Origin of the sequence: Kutzneria sp. 744 (genome assembly GCF_000568255.1) — a bacterium.
GTDB lineage: Bacteria > Actinomycetota > Actinomycetes > Mycobacteriales > Pseudonocardiaceae > Kutzneria.
This window is the reverse complement of the sequence record NZ_KK037166.1, coordinates 6,598,576-6,619,946: the sequence shown is the minus strand read 5'-3', so window position 1 is coordinate 6,619,946 and position 21,371 is coordinate 6,598,576. Positions and strand designations below refer to the sequence as shown.

The 21,371-nt window shown below is 68.0% G+C and carries 34 protein-coding genes and 1 pseudogene; all 35 read right to left on the bottom strand.

The features are described from left to right. Positions 1–11: 11 nt before the first annotated feature. Complete coding sequence (truA, locus tag KUTG_RS30200; RefSeq protein WP_043721575.1) at positions 12–863, bottom strand: tRNA pseudouridine(38-40) synthase TruA; 852 nt, start codon at positions 861–863, stop codon at positions 12–14. Beyond that, positions 860–1,402: a 50S ribosomal protein L17 gene (gene rplQ, locus KUTG_RS30195; protein ID WP_043721573.1), complete on the bottom strand. Its 543-nt coding sequence runs from the start codon at positions 1,400–1,402 to the stop codon at positions 860–862. The genes truA and rplQ overlap by 4 nt, the downstream gene beginning before the upstream one ends. Before the next feature lie 32 nt (positions 1,403–1,434). Further along, complete coding sequence (locus KUTG_RS30190) at positions 1,435–2,490, bottom strand: DNA-directed RNA polymerase subunit alpha (RefSeq protein WP_043721571.1); 1,056 nt, start codon at positions 2,488–2,490, stop codon at positions 1,435–1,437. Between the two features lie 86 nt (positions 2,491–2,576). Beyond that, the gene (gene rpsD / locus KUTG_RS30185; protein ID WP_043721569.1) at positions 2,577–3,182 is read right to left on the bottom strand and encodes a 30S ribosomal protein S4; all 606 of its coding nucleotides are present in this window, start codon (positions 3,180–3,182) and stop codon (positions 2,577–2,579) included. Between the two features lie 23 nt (positions 3,183–3,205). Then, complete coding sequence (gene rpsK / locus KUTG_RS30180) at positions 3,206–3,613, bottom strand: 30S ribosomal protein S11 (protein ID WP_025361358.1); 408 nt, start codon at positions 3,611–3,613, stop codon at positions 3,206–3,208. Positions 3,614–3,643: 30 nt separating this feature from the next. Then, a complete protein-coding gene (rpsM, locus tag KUTG_RS30175; RefSeq protein WP_043721567.1) occupies positions 3,644–4,024 on the bottom strand; it encodes a 30S ribosomal protein S13 in 381 nt (126 codons plus the stop codon). Between the two features lie 310 nt (positions 4,025–4,334). Continuing rightward, complete coding sequence (gene rpmJ / locus KUTG_RS30170) at positions 4,335–4,448, bottom strand: 50S ribosomal protein L36 (RefSeq protein ID WP_022925314.1); 114 nt, start codon at positions 4,446–4,448, stop codon at positions 4,335–4,337. A gap of 161 nt (positions 4,449–4,609) precedes the next feature. Further along, on the bottom strand, positions 4,610–4,831 hold the full coding sequence (infA, locus tag KUTG_RS30165; protein WP_005166804.1) for a translation initiation factor IF-1: 222 nt from the start codon (positions 4,829–4,831) through the stop codon (positions 4,610–4,612). 223 nt (positions 4,832–5,054) lie between these two features. Further along, on the bottom strand, positions 5,055–5,531 hold the full coding sequence (locus tag KUTG_RS65730) for a DUF1707 domain-containing protein (RefSeq protein WP_043721561.1): 477 nt from the start codon (positions 5,529–5,531) through the stop codon (positions 5,055–5,057). A 55-nt stretch (positions 5,532–5,586) separates the two neighbouring features. Beyond that, positions 5,587–6,378, bottom strand: coding sequence for a type I methionyl aminopeptidase (gene map, locus KUTG_RS30155; RefSeq protein ID WP_043721559.1), 792 nt, complete (start codon positions 6,376–6,378; stop codon positions 5,587–5,589). A gap of 1 nt (position 6,379) precedes the next feature. Then, positions 6,380–6,931 carry an adenylate kinase gene (locus KUTG_RS30150; RefSeq protein WP_043721557.1) on the bottom strand — a complete coding sequence of 184 codons (552 nt, stop codon included), beginning with the start codon at positions 6,929–6,931 and terminating at the stop codon, positions 6,380–6,382. Beyond that, complete coding sequence (secY, locus tag KUTG_RS30145; RefSeq protein ID WP_043721555.1) at positions 6,931–8,244, bottom strand: preprotein translocase subunit SecY; 1,314 nt, start codon at positions 8,242–8,244, stop codon at positions 6,931–6,933. Before secY ends, KUTG_RS30150 begins: the two co-directional genes overlap by 1 nt. 288 nt (positions 8,245–8,532) lie before the next feature. Continuing rightward, positions 8,533–9,987 carry a hypothetical protein gene (locus tag KUTG_RS30140; protein WP_043721552.1) on the bottom strand — a complete coding sequence of 485 codons (1,455 nt, stop codon included), beginning with the start codon at positions 9,985–9,987 and terminating at the stop codon, positions 8,533–8,535. 149 nt (positions 9,988–10,136) lie between these two features. Further along, complete coding sequence (gene rplO / locus KUTG_RS30135; protein WP_043721549.1) at positions 10,137–10,580, bottom strand: 50S ribosomal protein L15; 444 nt, start codon at positions 10,578–10,580, stop codon at positions 10,137–10,139. Then, entirely contained in the window at positions 10,577–10,762 is a 186-nt protein-coding gene (rpmD, locus tag KUTG_RS30130; protein WP_043721546.1) for a 50S ribosomal protein L30, read from the bottom strand. Before rpmD ends, rplO begins: the two co-directional genes overlap by 4 nt. A 4-nt stretch (positions 10,763–10,766) precedes the next feature. Further along, positions 10,767–11,375, bottom strand: a complete 609-nt coding sequence (gene rpsE, locus KUTG_RS30125; RefSeq protein ID WP_043721544.1) for a 30S ribosomal protein S5 — start codon at positions 11,373–11,375, stop codon at positions 10,767–10,769. Positions 11,376–11,409: 34 nt separating this feature from the next. Next, complete coding sequence (gene rplR / locus KUTG_RS30120; RefSeq protein WP_043731113.1) at positions 11,410–11,811, bottom strand: 50S ribosomal protein L18; 402 nt, start codon at positions 11,809–11,811, stop codon at positions 11,410–11,412. A 2-nt stretch (positions 11,812–11,813) separates the two neighbouring features. Then, positions 11,814–12,353 (bottom strand): 50S ribosomal protein L6, encoded by a 540-nt coding sequence (gene rplF, locus KUTG_RS30115; protein ID WP_043721541.1) that lies wholly within the window; start codon positions 12,351–12,353, stop codon positions 11,814–11,816. 16 nt (positions 12,354–12,369) lie between these two features. Beyond that, positions 12,370–12,768 carry a 30S ribosomal protein S8 gene (gene rpsH, locus KUTG_RS30110; RefSeq protein ID WP_043721538.1) on the bottom strand — a complete coding sequence of 133 codons (399 nt, stop codon included), beginning with the start codon at positions 12,766–12,768 and terminating at the stop codon, positions 12,370–12,372. A 78-nt stretch (positions 12,769–12,846) separates the two neighbouring features. Further along, complete coding sequence (locus KUTG_RS30105) at positions 12,847–13,032, bottom strand: type Z 30S ribosomal protein S14 (protein ID WP_043721535.1); 186 nt, start codon at positions 13,030–13,032, stop codon at positions 12,847–12,849. 4 nt (positions 13,033–13,036) lie between these two features. Then, positions 13,037–13,600 carry a 50S ribosomal protein L5 gene (rplE, locus tag KUTG_RS30100; protein ID WP_043721533.1) on the bottom strand — a complete coding sequence of 188 codons (564 nt, stop codon included), beginning with the start codon at positions 13,598–13,600 and terminating at the stop codon, positions 13,037–13,039. A gap of 2 nt (positions 13,601–13,602) precedes the next feature. Then, positions 13,603–13,917, bottom strand: a complete 315-nt coding sequence (gene rplX, locus KUTG_RS30095) for a 50S ribosomal protein L24 (RefSeq protein WP_043721529.1) — start codon at positions 13,915–13,917, stop codon at positions 13,603–13,605. Next, the gene (rplN, locus tag KUTG_RS30090; protein WP_043721527.1) at positions 13,917–14,285 is read right to left on the bottom strand and encodes a 50S ribosomal protein L14; all 369 of its coding nucleotides are present in this window, start codon (positions 14,283–14,285) and stop codon (positions 13,917–13,919) included. The genes rplX and rplN overlap by 1 nt, the downstream gene beginning before the upstream one ends. A gap of 62 nt (positions 14,286–14,347) precedes the next feature. Next, entirely contained in the window at positions 14,348–14,623 is a 276-nt protein-coding gene (gene rpsQ / locus KUTG_RS30085; protein ID WP_043721524.1) for a 30S ribosomal protein S17, read from the bottom strand. Further along, positions 14,620–14,868: a 50S ribosomal protein L29 gene (gene rpmC, locus KUTG_RS30080; protein ID WP_043721523.1), complete on the bottom strand. Its 249-nt coding sequence runs from the start codon at positions 14,866–14,868 to the stop codon at positions 14,620–14,622. Before rpmC ends, rpsQ begins: the two co-directional genes overlap by 4 nt. Continuing rightward, positions 14,868–15,287 carry a 50S ribosomal protein L16 gene (rplP, locus tag KUTG_RS30075; protein WP_043721520.1) on the bottom strand — a complete coding sequence of 140 codons (420 nt, stop codon included), beginning with the start codon at positions 15,285–15,287 and terminating at the stop codon, positions 14,868–14,870. The genes rpmC and rplP overlap by 1 nt, the downstream gene beginning before the upstream one ends. Positions 15,288–15,290: 3 nt before the next feature. Further along, positions 15,291–16,129, bottom strand: a pseudogene (gene rpsC / locus KUTG_RS30070) (30S ribosomal protein S3). Continuing rightward, on the bottom strand, positions 16,129–16,542 hold the full coding sequence (gene rplV / locus KUTG_RS30065) for a 50S ribosomal protein L22 (RefSeq protein WP_052395573.1): 414 nt from the start codon (positions 16,540–16,542) through the stop codon (positions 16,129–16,131). Before rplV ends, rpsC begins: the two are co-directional and overlap by 1 nt. Before the next feature lie 33 nt (positions 16,543–16,575). Beyond that, positions 16,576–16,857, bottom strand: a complete 282-nt coding sequence (gene rpsS / locus KUTG_RS30060) for a 30S ribosomal protein S19 (protein WP_033384221.1) — start codon at positions 16,855–16,857, stop codon at positions 16,576–16,578. Between the two features lie 18 nt (positions 16,858–16,875). Then, entirely contained in the window at positions 16,876–17,709 is an 834-nt protein-coding gene (gene rplB, locus KUTG_RS30055; RefSeq protein WP_043721517.1) for a 50S ribosomal protein L2, read from the bottom strand. A 23-nt stretch (positions 17,710–17,732) separates the two neighbouring features. After that, positions 17,733–18,032: a 50S ribosomal protein L23 gene (rplW, locus tag KUTG_RS30050; RefSeq protein ID WP_043721514.1), complete on the bottom strand. Its 300-nt coding sequence runs from the start codon at positions 18,030–18,032 to the stop codon at positions 17,733–17,735. A 3-nt stretch (positions 18,033–18,035) separates the two neighbouring features. Beyond that, positions 18,036–18,716 (bottom strand): 50S ribosomal protein L4, encoded by a 681-nt coding sequence (gene rplD, locus KUTG_RS30045; RefSeq protein ID WP_043721512.1) that lies wholly within the window; start codon positions 18,714–18,716, stop codon positions 18,036–18,038. Beyond that, positions 18,716–19,366 carry a 50S ribosomal protein L3 gene (rplC, locus tag KUTG_RS30040; RefSeq protein ID WP_043721510.1) on the bottom strand — a complete coding sequence of 217 codons (651 nt, stop codon included), beginning with the start codon at positions 19,364–19,366 and terminating at the stop codon, positions 18,716–18,718. Before rplC ends, rplD begins: the two co-directional genes overlap by 1 nt. A 29-nt stretch (positions 19,367–19,395) precedes the next feature. After that, on the bottom strand, positions 19,396–19,701 hold the full coding sequence (rpsJ, locus tag KUTG_RS30035) for a 30S ribosomal protein S10 (protein WP_003938093.1): 306 nt from the start codon (positions 19,699–19,701) through the stop codon (positions 19,396–19,398). A 412-nt stretch (positions 19,702–20,113) separates the two neighbouring features. Then, positions 20,114–21,307, bottom strand: a complete 1,194-nt coding sequence (gene tuf / locus KUTG_RS30030) for an elongation factor Tu (RefSeq protein ID WP_043721504.1) — start codon at positions 21,305–21,307, stop codon at positions 20,114–20,116. Between the last annotated feature and the right edge of the window lie 64 nt (positions 21,308–21,371).

Here is a 21,371-nt window from a genome sequence, read left to right as displayed (position 1 = left end):
CAAACGTCGGTTCAGCCGGCGGAGCTGACCCGGACGTTGCGGGTGATCGCGGCGCGGGCGGCCAGGTCGGCGTCGGCCGGGTAGTCGACGCGGACCAGGGTCAGGCCGTGCGGTGGGGCGACGCTGACGGAGCTGGAACGCTCGGTGGCGCGCAGCAGGGAGGCGGGCCAGTCGACGGGCTTGCGGCCCTCGCCGACGGACAGCAGCGCCCCGACCAGGCTGCGGACCATGGAGTGGCAGAAGGCGTCGGCGGACACGGCGGCGGTCAGCACGCCGTCCTCGCCTCGCGTCCACTCCAACCGCTGGAGCTCGCGGATGGTGGTGGCGCCCTCGCGTCGTTTGCAGAAGGCGCAGAAGTCGTGTTCGCCGAGCAGCAGCCGGGACGCCTCGGCCATGGCCGCCAGCGACAGCGGGCGGGGCCAGGACAGGGTGTCCAGCCGGCGCAGCGGATGGGCGCCGAAGGGGGCGTCAGCCACGCGGTATTCGTAGTGCCGGCGCAGCGCGGTGAAGCGCGCGTCGAACTCGTCGGGCACCCGGGTCGCCCGGAACACCCGCACATCGGCCGGCAGGATGCGGGACAGTCGCTTGGGCAGACCGTCCACATCGGACTCCGCCGGCAGGTCGACGTGCGCCACCTGGCCGCCGGCATGCACGCCGGCGTCGGTGCGGCCGGCCACGGTCAGCGTCAGCGGCTGCCGGAACACCTGGGACAGCGCGTCTTCCAGCACGCCGCACACCGTGCGCCGCTCGGGCTGGCGGGCCCAGCCGGAGAAGTCCGTGCCGTCGTAGCCGAGATCGAGCCGCACGCGAACGAGCCCGCCATCCCCAGCGGGAATGGCGGGCTCGTCGTGAACCGAAGTCACTCGGACTTCTTGTCCTCAGCCTCGGTGGTCTCCTCGACCTCGGCGACAGCCTCGGTCTCGGCGGCCTCGTCAGCGACGGCCTCCTCGGCAGCCGGGGTCTCGACGACCTCGGTGGCCGGGGTCGCGGCCTCGTCCTTGGCGAACTTGGTGCCGCGGGCCTTCTCGGCCTCGGTGGCGACCAGCTGCTCCGCGATCAGCTCGATCACGGCCATGGGGGCGTTGTCGCCCTTGCGGGGCATGGTCTTCACGATGCGGGTGTAGCCACCGTTGCGGTCGGCGAAGTGCGGGCCGATCTCGGCGAACAGCTTGTGCAGCACGTCCTTGTCGCGGATGGTCTTGAGGACCTCACGACGGTTGTGCAGGTCGCCGCGCTTGGCCTTGCTGATCAGCCGCTCGGCGAGCGGACGCAGCTTGCGCGCCTTGGCCTCGGTGGTCTTGATCCGCCCGTGGGTGAACAGCGCCGTGGCCAGGTTGGCCAGCAGCAGCCGCTCGTGGGCCGGAGACCCGCCAAGCCGGGCGCCCTTGGTGGGGGTCGGCATTTCCGTTACTCCTGTGGTCTAGAACAGCTGGGTCAGAGCTGCTCAGTCTCTGCGTAGTCCTGGCCGTCGTCGTGGTGTCCGTCCACACCCGCGTCGGACCAGCCCGCGTCGGCCGGGAAGTCGGTCGCGGCGACCGACGGGTCGAATCCGGGCGGGCTGTCCTTCAGCGCGAGGCCGAGGCCGACGAGCTTGAGCTTGACCTCGTCGATCGACTTGGCGCCGAAGTTGCGGATGTCGAGCAGGTCGGCCTCGCTGCGCGAGACCAGTTCGCCGACGGTGTGGATGCCCTCACGCTTGAGGCAGTTGTAGGACCGAACCGTGAGGTCCAGGTCCTCGATCGGCATCGCGAACGCGGCGATGGTGTCCGCCTCGGCCGGCGACGGGCCGATCTCGATGCCCTCAGCGTCGGTGTTGAGCTCACGGGCCAGCCCGAAGAGCTCGACCAGCGTCTTGCCCGCGGACGCGACGGAGTCGCGAGGCGTGATCGACGGCTTGGTCTCCACGTCCAGGATCAGCTTGTCGAAGTCGGTGCGCTGCTCGACACGAGTGGCCTCGACCTTGTACGTCACCTTCAGGACCGGCGAGTAGATCGAGTCGACCGGGATCCGGCCGATCTCGGCGCCGGCCTGCTTGTTCTGCACCGCCGGGACGTAGCCGCGACCGCGCTCGACAACGAGCTCGATCTCCAGCTTGCCCTTGGCGTTGAGGGTGGCGATGTGCAGGTCGGGGTTGTGCACGGTGACACCGGCCGGAGGCACGATGTCGCCCGCGGTCACCGCGCCGGGGCCCTGCTTGCGCAGGTACATGGTCACCGGCTCGTCCTCCTCGGAGGACACGACCAGCTCCTTGAGGTTCAGGATGATGTCGGTGACATCCTCCTTCACCCCGGGAACCGTGGTGAACTCGTGCAGCACGCCGTCGATCCGGATGCTCGTCACGGCCGCGCCCGGGATGGACGACAGCAGCGTGCGCCGGATCGAGTTGCCCAACGTGTAGCCGAACCCGGGCTCCAACGGCTCGATGACGAACCGGGACCGGGTGTCGTTGATGGGCTCCTCGGCGAGCGTGGGTCGCTGAGAGATGAGCACTGCTTACCTTCTTTCGTACGACGCCCGCTATTTGACGTCGACCGAGTTCCGGCCTGGCCGCCCGAGGGCGGCCAGGCCGGAAAGGATCACTTCGAGTACAGCTCGACGATCAGCTGCTCCGACACCGGCGTGTCGATCTGGGCCCGCTCGGGGAGCTGGTGCACCAGAACACGCAGGGAGGACGGAACCACCTGGAGCCAAGCCGGGATCGGACGGTCACCGAAGGTGGCCTTGGCGACCTCGAAAGGCAGCGTCGGCAGCGACTTCGGCTTCACGTCGATGATGTCCCACTTGGACACCCGGTAGCTGGGGATGTTCACCTTGTGGCCGTTCACGATGAAGTGACCGTGGCTGACCAGCTGGCGGGCCTGGCGGCGCGTGCGAGCCAGACCGGCGCGGTAGACGACGTTGTCCAGCCGCGACTCGAGGATCTGCAGCAGGTTCTCACCGGTCTTGCCGGTCTTGCGAACCGCTTCCTCGTAGTAGCGGCGGAACTGACGCTCCAGCACGCCGTAGGTGTAGCGAGCCTTCTGCTTCTCCTGCATCTGCAGGAGGTACTCGGACTCCTTGATGCGGCCACGACCGTGCTGGCCGGGCGGATACGGACGGCGCTCAAATGCCTGGTCGCCGCCGACAAGGTCGACCTTGAGGCGACGCGAGATACGCGTCGCGGGGCCGGTGTAACGAGCCATCGGTGCTTACTCCTCCCCGTACCCTAGACCCGGCGCCGCTTGGGCGGGCGGCAGCCGTTGTGGGGCTGCGGGGTCACGTCCTGGATGGTTCCGACCTCGAGGCCCGCCGCCTGCAGCGAGCGGATCGCGGTCTCCCGGCCGGAGCCGGGGCCCTTCACGAACACGTCGACCTTGCGCATGCCGTGCTCGGCCGCCTTGCGGGCGGCGTTCTCGGCGGCCATCTGCGCGGCGAACGGCGTCGACTTACGCGAGCCCTTGAAGCCCACGTGGCCGGCCGAGGCCCACGCGATGACGGCGCCGGTCGGGTCCGTGATGGAAACGATCGTGTTGTTGAACGTGCTCTTGATGTGGGCGTGCCCGTGAGAGACGTTCTTCTTCTCCTTGCGCCGGACCTTCTTGACCCCGGCGCCGGAGCGAGTCTTGGGTGGCATTTCTGCTTCAGATCTCCTAGCTAGCGGGGGTTACTTCTTACCGGCCTTCTTCTTGCCGGCCACCGTCTTCTTCGGGCCCTTGCGGGTGCGGGCGTTGGTCTTCGTCCGCTGACCACGCACGGGAAGCCCACGACGGTGCCGAAGCCCCTCGTAGCAGCCGATCTCCATCTTGCGACGGATGTCGGCCTGGACCTCGCGGCGGAGGTCACCCTCGACCTTGTAGTTGGCCTCGATGTGCTCACGCAGCTTGGCCAGGTCGTCGTCGCCCAGGTCCTTGGCGCGCAGGTCGGGGCTGATGCCCGTCGCGGCCAGGAGTGCCTTCGAGCGAGTCCGGCCAATGCCGAAGATGTAAGTCAGCGCGATCTCCATCCGCTTTTCGCGGGGGAGGTCGACGCCAGCGAGTCGTGCCATGCGGCGTACTGCTCCTCACTTGTTTCATCGCTCCAGGTCTGCTCCTCGTCCGTTCCGGGACCGACTCGCTGTGCCGTTGCACCCGCTCGCGCGGGTGCTGTCCCAGCCCCGGCCTGGAGTCCGGGGGTGAGCCGAGTGCGTGTGGCACTCGGCAGGGTCGAGGAGGTGTGTGTACTTGTGGTCGCGTCCACTTGAGTGGATCAGCGACGAGCACTTGGCCGGTGATCAGGCTCGGGGGTCTGGGGGCGGAGCCCTCAGAAAGAACCTGACAGAGGGTCAGCGGCGAAGCATGCTGACCCAATCCCTCTGCTCAGCCCTGACGCTGCTTGTGACGCAGGTTGTCGCAGATCACCATGACCCGGCCGTGACGGCGGATCACCTTGCACTTGTCGCAGATCTTCTTGACGCTCGGCTGGACCTTCACGGTCGTGCACTCCTGCTGTGCGAGTCGTACGGGCTCCGGAATCCGGCGCCCGAGGTGGGGGCCCGGGGGCTTGCCCCCGGCGTGGGGGTCTGGGGGGCCGGGCCCCCAGAAAGCACCGGTAGGGGTGCTCCGGCGAAGCATGCGGCCCCACATCCCTACCCTCACTTGTAGCGGTAGACGATTCGGCCGCGGGACAGGTCGTAGGGCGACAGCTCCACGACAACCCGGTCCTCCGGCAGGATACGGATGTAGTGCTGCCGCATCTTGCCGCTGATGTGTGCGAGAACCTTGTGGCCGTTCTCCAACTCGACTCGGAACATCGCGTTGGGGAGTGGCTCGACCACGCGGCCCTCGACCTCGATGGCCCCGTCCTTCTTGCCCATGTCCTCCGCGTTTCGTGACGGTGGTATGACTGGTGTGCGGCCCGCGCGACACCCCGACTCCGATCGCCCACCAAGATCACGAACGCGGTGACATCAAGATCACCGCAGGCACGACGGAATCGACGCGACGAGTGCGCCGTCAATCCAGTGTACGGTGCCTTCCCGCATCGCCCAAATCCAGACGCAGGTCACGCCCGGTCAGCCCCAGTGACAGGGCCTGCACTCAGCCCCGGTTGTCGCGTCCCAGGCCCAGGATGTAGCCCGCGACCAGCAGGGCTCCCCACGGTCCGGCCACCCAGATCCACCACGGGTAGACCATGCCCTCGGTGAACACCACGATGGCCCAGATCACGAAGTTCACCAGGCTCGCCGCGAACCAGGCCCCGGTCGCCACCCGCATGACCGCCGACCCACGGGCCTCCGGCCGGCGCGCCACCTCCGCCGTCGGCGCGCTCGTCGACACCGGCTCCTGCACCAGCTCCGACCGCGACCACGGCACCGGTTGACGCACATCGGGCAGGTCCGCCGTCACCGCCGCCAGCTCCCCGAACGTCCGCGCCTCCCACACCAGCCGGGTGCGCTCGTCGAACTCGTTCAGGTCGAGGCGGCCCTCCGCATGGGCCTTCTTGAGCTGGCCGGCCACCATCCCGCGGTCGGCATCCGACACTCGCTTGGCGTCTGACGGCACTGGCTGCTCCACAGCATCATCCTGCCAGCCGGCGGCCTCCGATAACACCGTTACCGCCGCTACGGGATCAGTCCTCGGGGGCGGTGAGGATCCAGGGGCCTTCGTCGGTGATGGCGACGGAGTGCTCCCAGTGGGCGGCACGGGTGCCGTCGGCGGTGATGACGGTCCAGCCGTCGTCGAGTTCCCGGGTCTGGTCGGTGCCGAGGGTGAGCATGGGCTCGATGGCGATGGCCATGCCGGCCTTGAGGCGGGGACCCTTGCCGGGCTTGCCGAAGTTGGGCAGGAAGGGCTCCATGTGCATCTGGGTGCCGATGCCATGGCCGCCGTAGTCGGTGACGATGCCGTACTCGATGCCGTCGGCCTCGTCGGAACGCAGGACGGAGCTCTCGATGGCGAAGGAGACGTCGGTGAGGCGGGCGCCGACGACGGCGGCCTCGATGCCGGCGTGCATGGAGGCGCGGGTGGCCTCGGAGAGCTTGCGGTCGGCCTCGGCGGAGGCGCCGACGAGCACGGTCACGGCGGCGTCGCCGTGCCAGCCGTCGAGGATGGCGCCGCAGTCGATGGAGACGAGGTCCCCGTCGGCCAGCACCTGAGTGCGGCTCGGGATGCCGTGCACGACCTGATCGTTGACCGACGAGCAGATGGACGCCGGAAAGCCGTGGTAGCCCTTGAAGGAGGGCACGGCCCCGGCGTCCCGGATGGTCTGCTCGGCCAACTCGTCCAGCTCGGCGGTGCTGACGCCGGCGGCGGCCCGCTCGGCCATCAGGGCGAGGGAGCGGGCGACCACGATTCCGGCCGCCCGCATCGCCTCCAGCTCACCGCGCGTCTTGATCTCGATACCGCGACCTCGCTTGAGCAACTCAGGCTCCAGCGCGCAGCGCCTTGAGCGCCCGCTCGGTGATCTCGCTGATCTCGCCGACGGCGTCGACGGTGACCAGAATGCTGTCGTAGTAGTCCAGCAGCGGCCGCGTGGCCGACCGGTAGACCTCCTGCCGGTGCCGCACGACCTCCTCGGTGTCGTCGGCCCGGCCCCGCGCGAGCAGCCGCCCGACGACCACGTCCTCGGGCACGTCCAGTTCGAGCACGGCGTCGAGGGTCTCGCCGGACTCGGCAAGGATCTCGGCCAGCACATCGGCCTGAGCGGTGTTGCGCGGGAAGCCGTCGAGCAGGAACCCGGCGTGGGCGTCCGGCTGCGCGAGCCGGTCCTTGACCATGGCGTTGGTCACCGAGTCCGGCACGAGGGCGCCGGTGTCCAGGTACTTCTTGGCTTCCAGCCCGAGAGGGGTCTCATCGGCGATGTTGGCCCGGAACAGGTCCCCGGTGGAGATGTGCGGGACGCCGAGCTTGTCGCTGAGCACGGTTGCCTGAGTACCCTTGCCCGCGCCTGGCGGGCCGACGAGGACGAGTCTCACTAGCGCAGGAACCCTTCGTAGTTGCGCTGCATGAGCTGGCTCTCGATCTGCTTGATCGTGTCGAGACCGACGCCAACCATGATCAGCACAGCGGTGCCGCCGAACGGGAAGTTGTTGTTCGCGCCGCTCGACCCGGTGACGCTGAGGAAGAAGGTCGGCAGCACGGCCACCACGCCCAGGTACAGCGAGCCGGGCAGCGTGATCCGGTTCAGCACGTAGGAGAGGTACTCCGAAGTCGGGCGGCCCGGGCGGATACCGGGGATGAAGCCGCCGAACTTGCGCATCTCGTCGGCCCGCTCGTCGGGGTTGAACGTGATGGCGACGTAGAAGTACGTGAAGAAGATGATCAGGCCGAAGTACAGCGCGATGTGGCCCCAGCTCTTCGGGTCGACGATGTAGCTCTGCACCCACTGCTGCCAACCGCCGTCGCCGCCCGTGTTGGACGTCAGCGAGATGATCAGCTGCGGCAGGTAGAGCAGCGACGAGGCGAAGATGACCGGGATGACGCCGGCCTGGTTGACCTTCAGCGGCAGGTAGGTCGAGGTGCCGCCGTACATGCGGCGCCCGATCATGCGCTTGGCGTACTGCACCGGGATACGGCGCTGAGCCTGCTCAAGGAAGATGACGAAGCCGATGATCAGCAGGCCGAACACGCAGATCGCGGCGAACACCAGGCCGCCACCCTGCTGCAGGATCTGCTGACCCTCGGTCGGGATGCGGGCGGCGATCGAGGTGAACATCAGGATCGACATGCCGTTGCCGACGCCGCGCTCGGTGATGAGCTCGCCGAACCACATGATGATCGCGGTGCCCGCGGTCATGGTCAGCACGACGACGCTGAGCGAGAACAGGCTCTGGTCGGGGATGACCTGGGCCGGGCAGTTGCCGAACAGCTGGCCGCGGGTGGCCAGCGCGATGATGCCGGTGGACTGCAGGATGGCCAGCGCGACCGTCAGGTACCGGGTGTACTGGGTCAGCTTGTTCTGGCCGGACTGGCCTTCCTTCTTCAGCTGTTCGAAGCGGGGAATCACCACCGTCAACAGCTGGATGATGATGCTCGCCGTGATGTACGGGAGGATGCCCAGCGAGAACACCGACAGCTGGAGCAATGCGCCGCCGCTGAACAGGCTGATGAGGCCGAAGACCCCGCCGCTCTGGTCAATACCCGAGATGCACTGCTGAACGTTTGCGAAGTTCACGCCCGGGGAAGGCAGCTGCGAGCCCAGCCGATACAGCGCAAGGATCCCCAGGGTGAAAAGGATCTTGCGGCGCAAGTCCGGCGTCGCGAGAGCCGAGCGGAAGGCGCCAAGCACGCGTGACCTCCTCGGCGTCACCGGTCTCCGACCGGTGAACGGCTTGTCCGACTCTAGGCCGGCTGACGACCTGGCGAGCAAGCCAGGAACGCTTCGTGCCTGTGGGGCCCGAAGCGTGCTCACGACTGTAACAGGCCCGGCCGGGGCTACGGACCCCGCCGGGAGCAGAAAGCCACGGTGATCATCGGGCCCCGCCGGACGGCGGGTCCCGAACCGGACAATCCCGGCCACATAAGCACTGCTCACGCCGTCCCGCCCGGCCGCAAGGGGCCGGTCGGGACGGTGACATCACTTCTGGTCGCCGAAGTTCTTCATGATCAGCTGCCCGGCCGGCACGAGCATCGACTCGGCCTCCTGCGGGGACAGCCCCCGGTCGCCGTGGTCCGGATCCGCGGCCCGCAGCTCGATCACGAACCGCCCCTTGCGGATCAGCAGCACGCCCGCGGTGGCCACCGACCCCGGCTGGTTCATGATCAGCGACTCGTCGCCCATCGGCACGCTGGTGGCCACGCCGTTGTGGTGGGACCGCTCGAAGTTGACGTTCTGCTGGGCCGGCCGGTCCGACAGGTAGCTGGTCACCCGCAGCTCCAGGCTGGTGCGGGACAGCCCGTCGGCCTCGCCGCCGCCACGCTCGCACTCCATCTCCACGTAGTTGTAGAGGTGGTGGTCGTTCTGGTCGCTGAACGCCACCTGGCCGACGGCCGTGCCCGGGGATTCGATCACCAGCGGGGACAGCGGCTTGTGGTACGCGGCGTCGAAGACCCCGCCGGCCAGCAGCGGGCAGGCCTGCGCATAGCTCTTGGGGAAGGCGCCCTTGTCGTAGGTGACCGTCGACGGCCCCGTCGGGCTCGCCATCTGCGTGGCCATGTTGTGGCCGACGGTCGCGGTGAGGTCGGTGAGCTTGCCGGCATAGCCCGCCTTGCTCAGGGTGAAGTCCATGTCCACGGTGATGCCCTTGGCGCTGAACACGGTGTCGCCGCTCGTGTCGCCGGGCTTGCCGCCGTCCCGCAGCAGTGTGTAGACGCTGATGTCGCCGATGTCGGGCCCGCGCGTGTACCGGTCCACGAAGCCGCTCACCGGGTTGTACGGCTGCTGGGACACGGCGATCCGCACCGAGTCGCCGGTGCTCTTGTCGTTGGCCTCAAGGCTGTACTCGCACCGGTTGAGCGCGAACCCGCTGCCGCTGGCGTAACTGAGGGCGTCGGTGTGCAGCGGCGCCGTCCCGTCGGCGGCGATGGAGATCCGCTCGTAGTTCGCCGAGTTCGGCTCGGCATTGGGGTCGTAGTGCAGGCCCAGCTTGTTCAGGTCGGCGACGGACAGCACGTTGCACGCCTGCACCACCGCGGTGCCCTGGTAGTTGGTCGGCTGGGGATTGGGCTGCTCGGCCAGCGGCGCCGGGTCCGCGTAGCTGTCCCCGTCGGCCTCGGGTCCGGGCCGCTTCACGGCCATGCCGTCGTCCCTGGCCACGGTCTGCTGGGCGCCGCCGCCCGGGAACAGCATGGGCCGCAGCAAGGTGAAACCGAGGATGCCGACGACCAGCAGCGCGCAGCACAGCACGATCACCAGGCGGACGGTGCGGCCGCGGTTCGGGGGCGGCGGCATCGGCGGTCCGGGCTGGTACTGCTGCTGGCCCGGATAGGGCTGGTACGGCTGCTGCGGCGGATAGGGCTGCTGCCAGTGAGGTTGCTGCGGCCCCGGATACGGCGGCTGCTGCCACTGGGGCGGTTGCGGTGGCGTCGACACGCGACCGAAAGGTAGCGGACTGGTCCGTCCGGACTATTGAGGAACTCTTGAACCCGCCGGACCACGACAACGAAGCGGCCGGCAGGAGAGGAGCTCCTGCCGGCCGCTTCGCGGTTACTGCGTCAGTTCACAGCTGCGAGGTCGCGCCGCTACAGCACGGTGGCGGTGCCACCAGCGGCGGCGATCTTCTCCACCGCGCTGCCGGAGAACTTGTGCGCGGTGACGTCCAGCTTCACGCCGGCGATGTCACCGTCGCCCAGCACCTTGACCAGCTCGTTCTTGCGAACGGCGCCCGCGGCCACCAGGGCGGCCACGTCGACGGCGCCACCCTGCGGGAACAGGCGGGCCAGGTCCGCGACGTTCACGACCTGGTACTCGGTGCGGAACGGGTTGCGGAAGCCCTTGAGCTTCGGCAGCCGCATGTGCAGCGGCAGGTTGCCACCCTCGAAGCGAGCCGGCACGTTCTTGCGTGCGCCGGTGCCCTTGGTGCCGCGACCCGCGGTCTTGCCCTTGGAACCCTCACCGCGGCCGACCCGGGTCTTCGCCGTCTTGGCGCCGGGGGCGGGGCGGAGGTGGTGGATCTTGATGGTCATGAGTTGACCTCCTCCACGACCACCAGGTGGCGCACGGTGTGGATCAGACCCCGGTTGACGGGGTTGTCCTCACGCACGACCGACTGGCGGATCTTGCGCAGACCCAGCGTCCGCAACGAGTTGCGGTGGTTCTGCTTGGTACCGATGCTGCTCTTGACCTGCGTCACCTTGAGCTGAGCCATGGCGTCACACCCCCTGGCCGGCACGGGCGCGCAGCATGCCGGCGGGAGCAACGTCCTCCAGCGGCAGGCCACGGCGCGCGGCAACCTCTTCGGGGCGCTGAAGGCCCTTCAGAGCGGCCACGGTGGCGTGCACGATGTTGATGGCGTTGTCGCTGCCCAGCGACTTGCTCAGCACGTCGTGCACACCCGCGCACTCCAGGACGGCACGCACCGGGCCACCGGCGATAACACCGGTACCGGCGCTGGCCGGGCGCAGCAGAACCACGCCGGCGGCCTTCTCGCCCTGGATCGGGTGCGGGATGGTGCCGCCGATGCGAGGCACGCGGAAGAAGTTCTTCTTCGCTTCCTCGACACCCTTGGCGATGGCGGCCGGAACTTCCTTGGCCTTGCCGTAGCCGACGCCCACCATGCCGTCGCCGTCGCCGACGATCACCAGCGCGGTGAAGCTGAAGCGACGACCACCCTTGACGACCTTCGCCACCCGGTTGATGGCGACGACGCGCTCGAGGTGCGGGGTCTTCTCCTGAGCCGCCCCGCCGCGGCCACCGTCACGACGGTCGCGGCGCTCTCCGCGCTCGCCACCGCCGCCTTCGCGACGCGTGCGTCCCGGCATCAGACGGCCCTCTCAATTCCAGTGTTGTTCATGATCAGAACTCCAGCCCCGCCTCGCGGGCGGCGTCCGCCAGCGCGGCGATACGGCCGTGGTAGTCGTAACCGCCGCGGTCGAAGACGACCTTGTCGATGCCGGCTTCCTTGGCGCGGGCCGCGACCAGCTGGCCCACCTTGACGGCGCGGGCCTTCTTGTCGCCGTCCATCCCACGCACGTCCGCCTCCAGGCTGGAGGCCGACGCCAGCGTGCGGCCGGCGATGTCGTCGATGACCTGCACGACGATGTGCCGCGAGGAGCGGTTGACGACCATGCGCGGGCGCTCGGACGTGCCGCTGATCTTCTTGCGAAGCCGGAAGTGACGACGGGCCCGCGCGACACGACGCCGGGTCGACACGTCCTTGCCGACCGGCTTCCTCTTGGTAGCAGTGGACTCAGCCATGATCACTTACCCGTCTTCCCGACCTTGCGGCGGATCTTCTCGCCCGCGTACCGCACACCCTTGCCCTTGTACGGGTCGGGCTTGCGCAGCTTGCGGATGTTGGCGGCGACCTCGCCGACCAACTGCTTGTCGATGCCCTGGACGGAGAACTTGGTCGGGGTCTCCACCACGAAGGTGATACCCGCGGGCGCCTTCACCGGGACCGCGTGGCTGTAGCCGAGCGCGAACTCAAGGTCAGAACCCTTGAGCTGCACGCGGTAACCGACGCCGGTGATCTCCATCTTCTTCTCGTAGCCCTGCGTCACGCCGATGATCAGGTTGTTGATCAGCGTGCGGGACAGGCCGTGCAGCGAGCGCGAGAGACGCTCGTCGTCGGGCCGGGTCACCTGGAGCGTGCCGTCCTCGGCCCGCTCCACGGCGATCGGCTCGGCCACGGTGTGCACGAGCGAGCCCTTCGGGCCCTTCACGTTCACGACCTGGCCCTCGATGTTCACGTCGACCCCGGAGGGGACGGTGATGGGCAGCCTTCCAATGCGCGACATCGTCAGTCCCCCTTCCTCACCACACGTAGGCGAGGACTTCCCCGCCCACACCCTGCTTGCCCGCCTGCCGGTCGGTCACGAGACCGCCGGAGGTGGAGATGATGGCGACACCCAGCCCACCGAGCACCTTGGGCAGGTTGGTCGACTTCGCGTAGACCCGCAGACCCGGCTTGGAGACACGCCGGACACCGGCGATGCTCCGCTCACGGTTCGGGCCGTACTTCAGCTCGACGACAAGGTTCTTGCCCTTCTCGCCCGCTGCGTCGCGGTAGCCGGCGATGTAGCCCTCGCGCTTGAGGATCTCGGCAATGTTCGCCTTGAGCTTCGAGTGCGGCATCACGACCTCGTCGTGGTATGCCGAGTTTGCGTTCCGCAGACGCGTCAACATGTCTGCGATCGGGTCGGTCATCGTCATGGGTGACCTGTCAACCTTTCTCGCCCTGGTTCCAAGTGCAGGCCTGGGGCGAAGTGGGGTGGTGCGGGGTCGAACGAATTACCAGCTGGACTTGTGCACGCCGGGCAGCTCGCCGCGGTGCGCCATCTGGCGCAGGCAGATCCGGCACAGGCCGAACTTGCGGAACACGGCGTGCGGGCGGCCGCACTTCTGGCAGCGGGTGTAGGCACGCACGGCGAACTTCTGCTTGCCGGCCGCCTTGTTGATCAGCGCCTTCTTCGCCATCGGCTCAGTTCTCCTTGAACGGGAAGCCGAGGTGCTTGAGCAGCGCCCGACCCTCGTCGTCGTTGGTGGCCGTGGTCACGACGGTGATGTCCATGCCACGGGGACGGTCGATCGAGTCGGGGTCGATCTCGTGGAACATCGACTGCTCGTTCAGCCCGAACGTGTAGTTGCCGTTGCCGTCGAACTGCTTGCCCGACAGGCCGCGGAAGTCACGGATACGGGGCAGCGCGATGGTCAGCAGGCGGTCCAGGAACTCCCACATGCGGTCGCCGCGCAGCGTCACGCGCGCGCCGATCGGCATGCCCTCGCGCAGCTTGAACTGGGCGATGGACTTGCGGGCCTTGCGGACCTCGGGACGCTGGCCGGTGATCGTGGCCAGGTCGCGGACCGCGCCCTCGATCAGCTTGCCGTCACGGGCGGCGTCGCCGACGCCCATGTTGACGACGACCTTCACGACGCCGGGCGTCTGCATGACGTTGTCGTAGGTGAACTGCTCCTGCAGGGCAGGAACGATCTCGCTGCGGTACCGGGTCTTCAGCCGCGGCAGGACCTTCTCAGTAGTGGTCATGATCAGATGTCCTTACCGTTGCGGCGGGAGACGCGCACGCGCCGACCGTCGTCGTTCGAGCGGTAGCCGACGCGGGCCGGCTTGCCGTCGGAGTCGACGACCATCACGTTGCTCACGTGGATCGACGCCTCCTGGGTCACGATGCCACCGGACTGAGCGCCACGCTGGGTCTGCGTGACCCTGGTGTGCTTCTTGATCCGGTTGACGCCCTCGACCAGGACCCGGTCGGTGTCGGGGTAGGCCTGGATGACCTTGCCCTTGGCGCCCTTGTCCTTGCCCGCGATGACCACGACCGTGTCGCCCTTGCGCACCTTCATCACAACACCTCCGGTGCGAGCGAGATGATCTTCATGAACTTCTTGTCGCGCAGCTCGCGGCCGACCGGGCCGAAGATGCGGGTGCCCCGCGGCTCGTTGTCGGGCTTGATGAGCACCGCGGCGTTCTCGTCGAACCGGATGTACGAGCCGTCCGGACGGCGCCGCTCCTTGACGGTGCGAACGATGACGGCCTTGACCACGTCACCCTTCTTCACACCGGCGCCGGGAATGGCGTCCTTCACGGTGGCGACGATGATGTCGCCGATGCCCGCGTAGCGACGCGACGAGCCGCCGAGCACGCGGATGCAAAGGATCTCCTTCGCACCGGTGTTGTCGGCGACACGCAGTCGCGACTCCTGCTGAATCACTTACAGCTCCCTGACCATCGATGGCCTGCCAGATTTCCGACCTGACAGGCTCGGTCTTGTTGTTACTTGGCCTTCTCGAGGACCTCGACCAGACGCCAGCGCTTGGTGGCCGACAGCGGACGGGTCTCCATCAGCAGGACGCGGTCGCCGATGCCGGCGGCGTTCTCCTCGTCGTGCGCCTTCACCTTGGTCGTGGTCCGCAGGACCTTGCCGTACAGCGGGTGCTTCTTGCGGTCCTCGAGGGAGACGACGATCGTCTTCTCCATCTTGTTGGACACGACAAGCCCCTCGCGCACCTTGCGGTCGTTGCGGCTCGCGGCCTCGTTGGTCTCACTCATGCAGCACCCTCACCAGTCGTAACGTCGTCGGGCGACACGGAAAGACCGAGCTCCCGCTCCCGCATCACGGTGTAGACGCGGGCGATGTCGTGACGGACCGTGCGCAGCCGGCGGTTGTTGTCCAGCTGGCCGGTGGCCATCTGGAACCGGAGGTTGAACAGCTCCTCCTTGGACTCCCGAAGTCGAAGCACGAGCTCCTCGTCGGTGAGCTCACGCATCTCCGCGGCGTTGGTACCCGCTGCCATCAGAAGTCACCACCTTCACGCGTGACGATCCGGCACTTCAGCGGCAGCTTGTGGATGGCGCGGCGAAGCGCCTCCCGAGCAACCGTCTCGTTCGGGTAGCTCATCTCGAAGAGCACCCGGCCGGGCTTGACGTTGGCCACCCAGTACTCGGGCGAGCCCTTACCGGAACCCATGCGGGTTTCCGCCGGCTTCTTCGTGAGGGGGCGGTCCGGGAAGATGTTGATCCAGACCTTGCCGCCACGACGGATGTGCCGGTTGATGGCGATACGAGCGGACTCGATCTGCCGGTTGGTCACGTAGGCCGGCTCCAGCGCCTGGATGCCGAACTCGCCGAAGGTGACACGGGTGCCACCCTTGGCCGCACCACTCCGCTTCGGGTGGTGCTGCTTGCGGTGCTTGACCCTACGCGGGATGAGCACTACTCAGCCCTCCCCATTGCCAGTGCTGGCGGCCTCGACGGCCGGAGCCTCGGTCGCGGTCGCGGCGTTCGCCTCGGCGGCCGCGCGGCCGGCCTCGGTGCTCGTCGCGGGGTGCCGGCCGAACCCGAGCGGCGGGCGCGGTTCGGACGCTCGCGACGCTGCTGCGGGCGGTCGTTGCCGCCGGCCGGGGCGGCGGTGTCGCGCGAGCGGAAGCCGCCGACCACGTCGCCCTTGTAGATCCACACCTTCACGCCGATGCGGCCGAAGGTGGTGCGGGCCTCGAAGAAGCCGTAGTCGATGTCCGCGCGCAGCGTGTGCAGCGGGACGCGACCCTCGCGGTAGAACTCCGAGCGGGACATCTCGGCGCCGCCGAGACGGCCACCGCACTGCACCCGGATGCCCTTGACCTGCGGCGAGCGCATGGCCGACTGCATGGCCTTGCGCATCGCGCGCCGGAACGACACGCGGTTGGACAGCTGCTCAGCGGTCACCTGGGCGACCAGCTGGGCGTCCGACTCGGGGTTCTTGACCTCGAGGATGTTGAGCTGGACCTGCTTGGCGGTCAGCTTCTCCAGCTCGCCCCGGATGCGATCGGCCTCGGCGCCGCGGCGACCGATGACGATGCCCGGACGGGCGGTGTGGATGTCGACGCGAACCCGGTCCCGGGTGCGCTCGATCTCCACCTTGGAGATGCCGGCCCGCTCCATGCCCTTGCTCAGCATCTTGCGGATCTTGACGTCTTCCGCCACGTACTCCGCGTACTGCTTGTCGGCGTACCAGCGGGACTTCCAGTCGGTGGTGATACCAAGGCGGAAGCCGTGCGGGTTGATCTTCTGACCCACTACTGGGCCCCCTTCTTGGCTCGAGACTTGCCGGCCTTCTTATCCGCCGGGCGGGACTCGACCTCGATCGTGATGTGGCTCGTCCGCTTGCGGATCCGGTAGGCCCGGCCCTGAGCGCGCGGACGGAACCGCTTCAACGTCGGACCCTCGTCCACGTACGCGCTGGACACCCAGAGGGTGTCGCGGTCGAGGCTCAGGTTGTTCTCGGCGTTGGCCATGGCGCTCGCAAGCACCTTGGCCACCGGCTCGCTCGCCGCCTGCGGCGCGAACTGCAGCACGGCCAGGGCCTCCGTGGCGTTGCGGCCACGGATGAGGTCGACCACACGGCGTGCCTTCATTGCCGTCAGGCGGACGTAGCGGGCCCGCGCCACGGCGCGCGGCAGCTCCTCCGCGCCGGTCGCGTTGTCAGCCATTGCTTGTTACCCCTTGCTCCTGTCCGTGCCCGCTCAGCGGCGGCGCGACTTCCGGTCGTCCTTGATGTGACCCTTGAAGGTCCGCGTCGGGGCGAACTCGCCCAACTTGTGACCGACCATGGCCTCGCTGACGAACACCGGAACGTGCTTGCGGCCGTCGTGCACCGCGATGGTGTGCCCCAGCATGTCGGGGATGATCGTCGACCGGCGGGACCAGGTCTTGATCACGGTCTTCTTGCCCGACTCGTTGAGGGCGTCCACCTTCTTGAGCAGGTGGTCGTCAACGAAGGGGCCCTTCTTCAGGCTGCGTGGCATCCTTCACTCCCTTCCTGCTCAGCGCTTCTTACCGGTGCGACGACGCCGGACGATGAGCTGGTCGCTTGCCTTGCGGCGACGGGTACGGCCTTCGGGCTTGCCCGCCGGGTTCACCGGGTGGCGACCACCGGAGGTCTTGCCCTCACCACCGCCGTGCGGGTGGTCGACCGGGTTCATGGCGACACCACGCACCGTGGGCTTGCGGCCCTTCCAGCGCATGCGGCCGGCCTTGCCCCAGTTGATGTTGGCGTGCTCGGAGTTGCCGACCTCGCCGACCGTGGCGCGGCAGCGCACGTCCACGTTGCGGATCTCGCCCGAGGGCATCCGCAGCTGGGCGTACGGGCCGTCCTTGGCCACGAGCTGCACCTTCGCGCCGGCGGAGCGAGCGATCTTCGCGCCGCCACCGGGGCGGAGCTCGATCGCGTGCACCACGGTGCCGACCGGGATGTTGCGCAGCGGGAGGTTGTTACCCGGCTTGATGTCCGCGCGCGGCCCGTTCTCGATGGTGTCGCCCTGCGAGAGGCGGTTCGGCGCGATGATGTAGCGCTTCTCGCCGTCCGCGTAGTGCAGCAACGCGATGCGCGCCGTGCGGTTGGGGTCGTACTCGATGTGCGCGACCTTGGCCGGCACGCCGTCCTTGTCGGCCCGACGGAAGTCGATCAGGCGGTATGCCCGCTTGTGACCGCCGCCCTTGTGCCGAGTGGTGATCTTGCCGTGCGCGTTTCGGCCGCCACGACCGTGCAGCGGACGCACGAGCGACTTCTCCGGCGTCGACCGAGTGATCTCGGCGAAGTCGGACACGCTCGCACCGCGACGGCCTGGCGTCGTCGGCTTGTACTTGCGAATGCCCATGTCAGATCAGCAGTCCTCAGTCATCAGGCGGTCGGGCCGCCGAAGATCTCGATCGCCTTGCTCTCCGCGGAGAGCGTGACGATCGCGCGCTTCGTGTCCTTGCGCTTGCCGAAGCCGGACCGGGTCCGCTTCCGCTTGCCCTGGCGGTTGATCGTGTTGACGCTCAGGACCTTGACGCCGAAGACCTTCTCGACCGCGATCTTGATCTGCGTCTTGTTGGCGTCCGGAGCCACCAGGAAGGTGTACTTGTTCTCCTCGAGAAGGCCGTAGCTCTTCTCGGAGATCACCGGCGCGAGCAGGATGTCCCTGTGGTCGGGGATCATTGGTCAGACCTCCTCGGTCAGCTCGGACGAGCGGGCCGTGGCCTTGACCGAACGACCCTTGGCCGGGCCGGCGATGAACAGCTCGTACGCGTCCTTGGTGAACACGACGTCGTCGTTGACCAGCACGTCGTAGGTGTTCAGCTGGTCCGGCGCGATCGGGTGCACGTTGGTCAGGTTGCGCACGCTCAGCCAGTCCTGCTCCTGGAAGCGGCCCATCACGACCAGCGTGCGGCGCGACTCCGTGATGGCGGCGAGCGCGAGGCGGGCGCCCTTGGTGGACGGCTTGTCGCCCTCGACCAGGGAGCTGACCACGTGCAGCCGGCCGGCGCGAGCCCGGTCGGACAGGGCGCCACGCAGAGCGGCGGCCTTCATCTTCTTGGGCGTCCGCTGCGAGTAGTCACGCGGCTGCGGGCCGTGCGAGATGCCACCGCCGACGAACTGCGGCGACCGGGTCGAGCCCTGGCGGGCGCGGCCGGTGCCCTTCTGGCGGTACGGCTTCTTGCCACCGCCGCGGACGTCGCCGCGGGTCTTGGTGGCGTGCGTGCCCTGGCGGGCCGCGGCCAGCTGGGCCACGACGACCTGGTGCATCAGCGGGATGTTCGCCTGCACGTCGAAGATCTCGGCGGGCAGTTCGACACTGCCGCCGGCCTCACCGGAGGCGTTGCGAATGTCCACAGTGGTCATCAGGCTTCGCCCTTCGCGGCCGTCTTGACGAACACCAGGCCACCCTTGGGGCCGGGAATGGCGCCCTTGATGAGCAGCAGGCCGGACTCGGCCTCCACCTGGTGCACGGTCAGGTTCTGGGTGGTGACGCGGGCGTGGCCCATCCGGCCGGCCATGCGCACACCCTTGAACACACGACCCGGGGTGGCGCAGCCACCGATGGAGCCCGGCGAGCGGTGCTTGCGCTGCACGCCGTGGCCGGCGCCCAAGCCCTTGAAGCCGTGGCGCTTCATGACACCGGCGTAGCCCTTGCCCTTGCTGGTGCCGACCACGTCGACGACGGAGCCCGCCGGGAACACCTCGGCGGTGATCTCCTGGCCGACCTCGTAGGCGTCGGCGTCGGCGGTGCGCAGCTCGGCGACGTGACGACGGGGCGTCACGCCGGCCTTGGCGAAGTGACCGGCGCGGGGCTTGTTCACCTTGCGCGGGTCGATGGCGCCGAAGGCCAGCTGGACGGCGGTGTAGCCGTCCTTCTCCTGCGTACGGACCTGGGTGACGACATTGGGCCCAGCCTTGACGACCGTGACCGGCACAACCCGGTTCTTGTCGTCGAAGACCTGGGTCATGCCGAGCTTGGTGCCCAGGATCCCCTTGATCTGCTTGTCAGACATGAGTTTCGTTACTCTCCGCCGCCGCGCGCTTACTGGATGTTGACGTCGACACTGGCCGGCAGGTCGATGCGCATGAGCGCGTCAACCGTCTTCGGCGTCGGGTCGAGAATGTCGATCAGCCGCTTGTGCGTGCGCATCTCGAAGTGCTCGCGCGAGTCCTTGTACTTGTGCGGCGAGCGAATGACGCAGTAGACGTTTTTCTCGGTCGGCAGCGGCACCGGCCCGACGACCCGAGCGCCGGTGCGCGTCACGGTCTCGACGATCTTGCGCGCGGACGCGTCGATCGCCTCGTGGTCGTAGGCCTTGAGCCGAATGCGGATCTTTTGTCCCGCCATGATGGCTTGCCGTTCCTCTTCTCGTACCGCTGCGGGCTGACTCGTGACGGGCCGGGGCCCAGCTGTGCCGCTCCCCTATTCACGAGTCAATGTCATCAGGTGCCGGGGCCCTCCGGTCCACGCGGTCGGGCGTGTCGCCTTTTCAGGGACACCGCGCCAACGCGCACACCAGCCCTACTGGTCCTTGTTCAGTCCCGAGTAGGCGGGGTCCGGTCAGACCCAGTACACCCAGGCCATCTAGGCCCGTGTGGGTGCCGGCTTCTCGCAGCGAGGCGGCTGGTACGCGAACGAGCCAGCCGCCTCTGCAACGAGCAACCCGTTAAGGATGCCACACCCAGGTGCGGCGTCCAAATCGGGGGCGGCGAAGTGAGGGCCAGGTAACAGGTGACTGCCACCCGGCCCCACCACCAAATTAGTTGATGATCTTCTCGACGGTGCCGGCGCCGACGGTGCGGCCACCCTCACGGATGGCGAACCGCAGGCCCTCGTCCATGGCGATCGGCTGGATCAGCTTCACGGTCATGGAGGTGGTGTCGCCGGGCATGACCATCTCGGTGCCCTCGGGGAGGGTCACCACGCCGGTCACGTCGGTGGTGCGGAAGTAGAACTGCGGCCGGTAGTTGTTGAAGAACGGCGTGTGGCGGCCGCCCTCGTCCTTGGACAGGATGTAGACGTTGCCCGAGAACTCCGTGTGCACCGTGGTGGTGCCCGGCTTGATCACAACCATGCCGCGCTCGACGTCTTCGCGCTTGACACCGCGCAGCAGCAGCGCGGCGTTGTCACCGGCGCGGCCCTCGTCGAGGAACTTCTTGAACATCTCGATGCTGGTGCAGGTGGTCTTGAACCCCTTCTCGCGGATTCCGACGACCTCCACCTCCTCGTTCACCTTGACCACACCGCGCTCGATGCGGCCGGTGACGACGGTGCCGCGACCGGTGATGGTGAAGACGTCCTCGACGGGCATGAGGAACGGCTTGTCCATCTCACGGACCGGCTCCGGGACGTTCTCGTCCACGGCGTCCATGAGCTCGAGCACCGTGGCGGCCCACTTCTCGTCGCCCTCGAGCGCCTTGAGGCCGGACACGCGCACGACCGGCGCGTCGTCGCCGGGGAACTCCTGGTCCGAGAGCAGCTCGCGGACCTCGAGCTCGACGAGCTCCAGGATCTCCTCGTCGTCCACCATGTCGGCCTTGTTCAGGGCGACAACGATGTACGGCACGCCGACCTGGCGGGCCAGCAGCACGTGCTCACGGGTCTGCGGCATCGGGCCGTCGGTCGCGGCGACCACCAGGATCGCGCCGTCCATCTGCGCGGCACCGGTGATCATGTTCTTGATGTAGTCCGCGTGACCGGGGGCGTCAACGTGCGCGTAGTGGCGCTTCTCGGTCTGGTACTCGACGTGCGAGATGTTGATCGTGATGCCGCGCTGCTTCTCTTCCGGCGCCTTGTCGATCTGGTCGAACGCGAACGCGGCGTTCAGGGTCGGGTACTTGTCGGCCAGAACCTTGGTGATCGCCGCCGTCAGCGTGGTCTTGCCGTGGTCGACGTGACCGATCGTGCCGATGTTGACGTGCGGCTTGGTCCGCTCGAACTTCGCCTTCGCCACTGGATTGTCCTCCTGGACTTGTGTTGCTTCCGCCGGACCGGGTGTTGGTGTGGTCGGCCCGGCG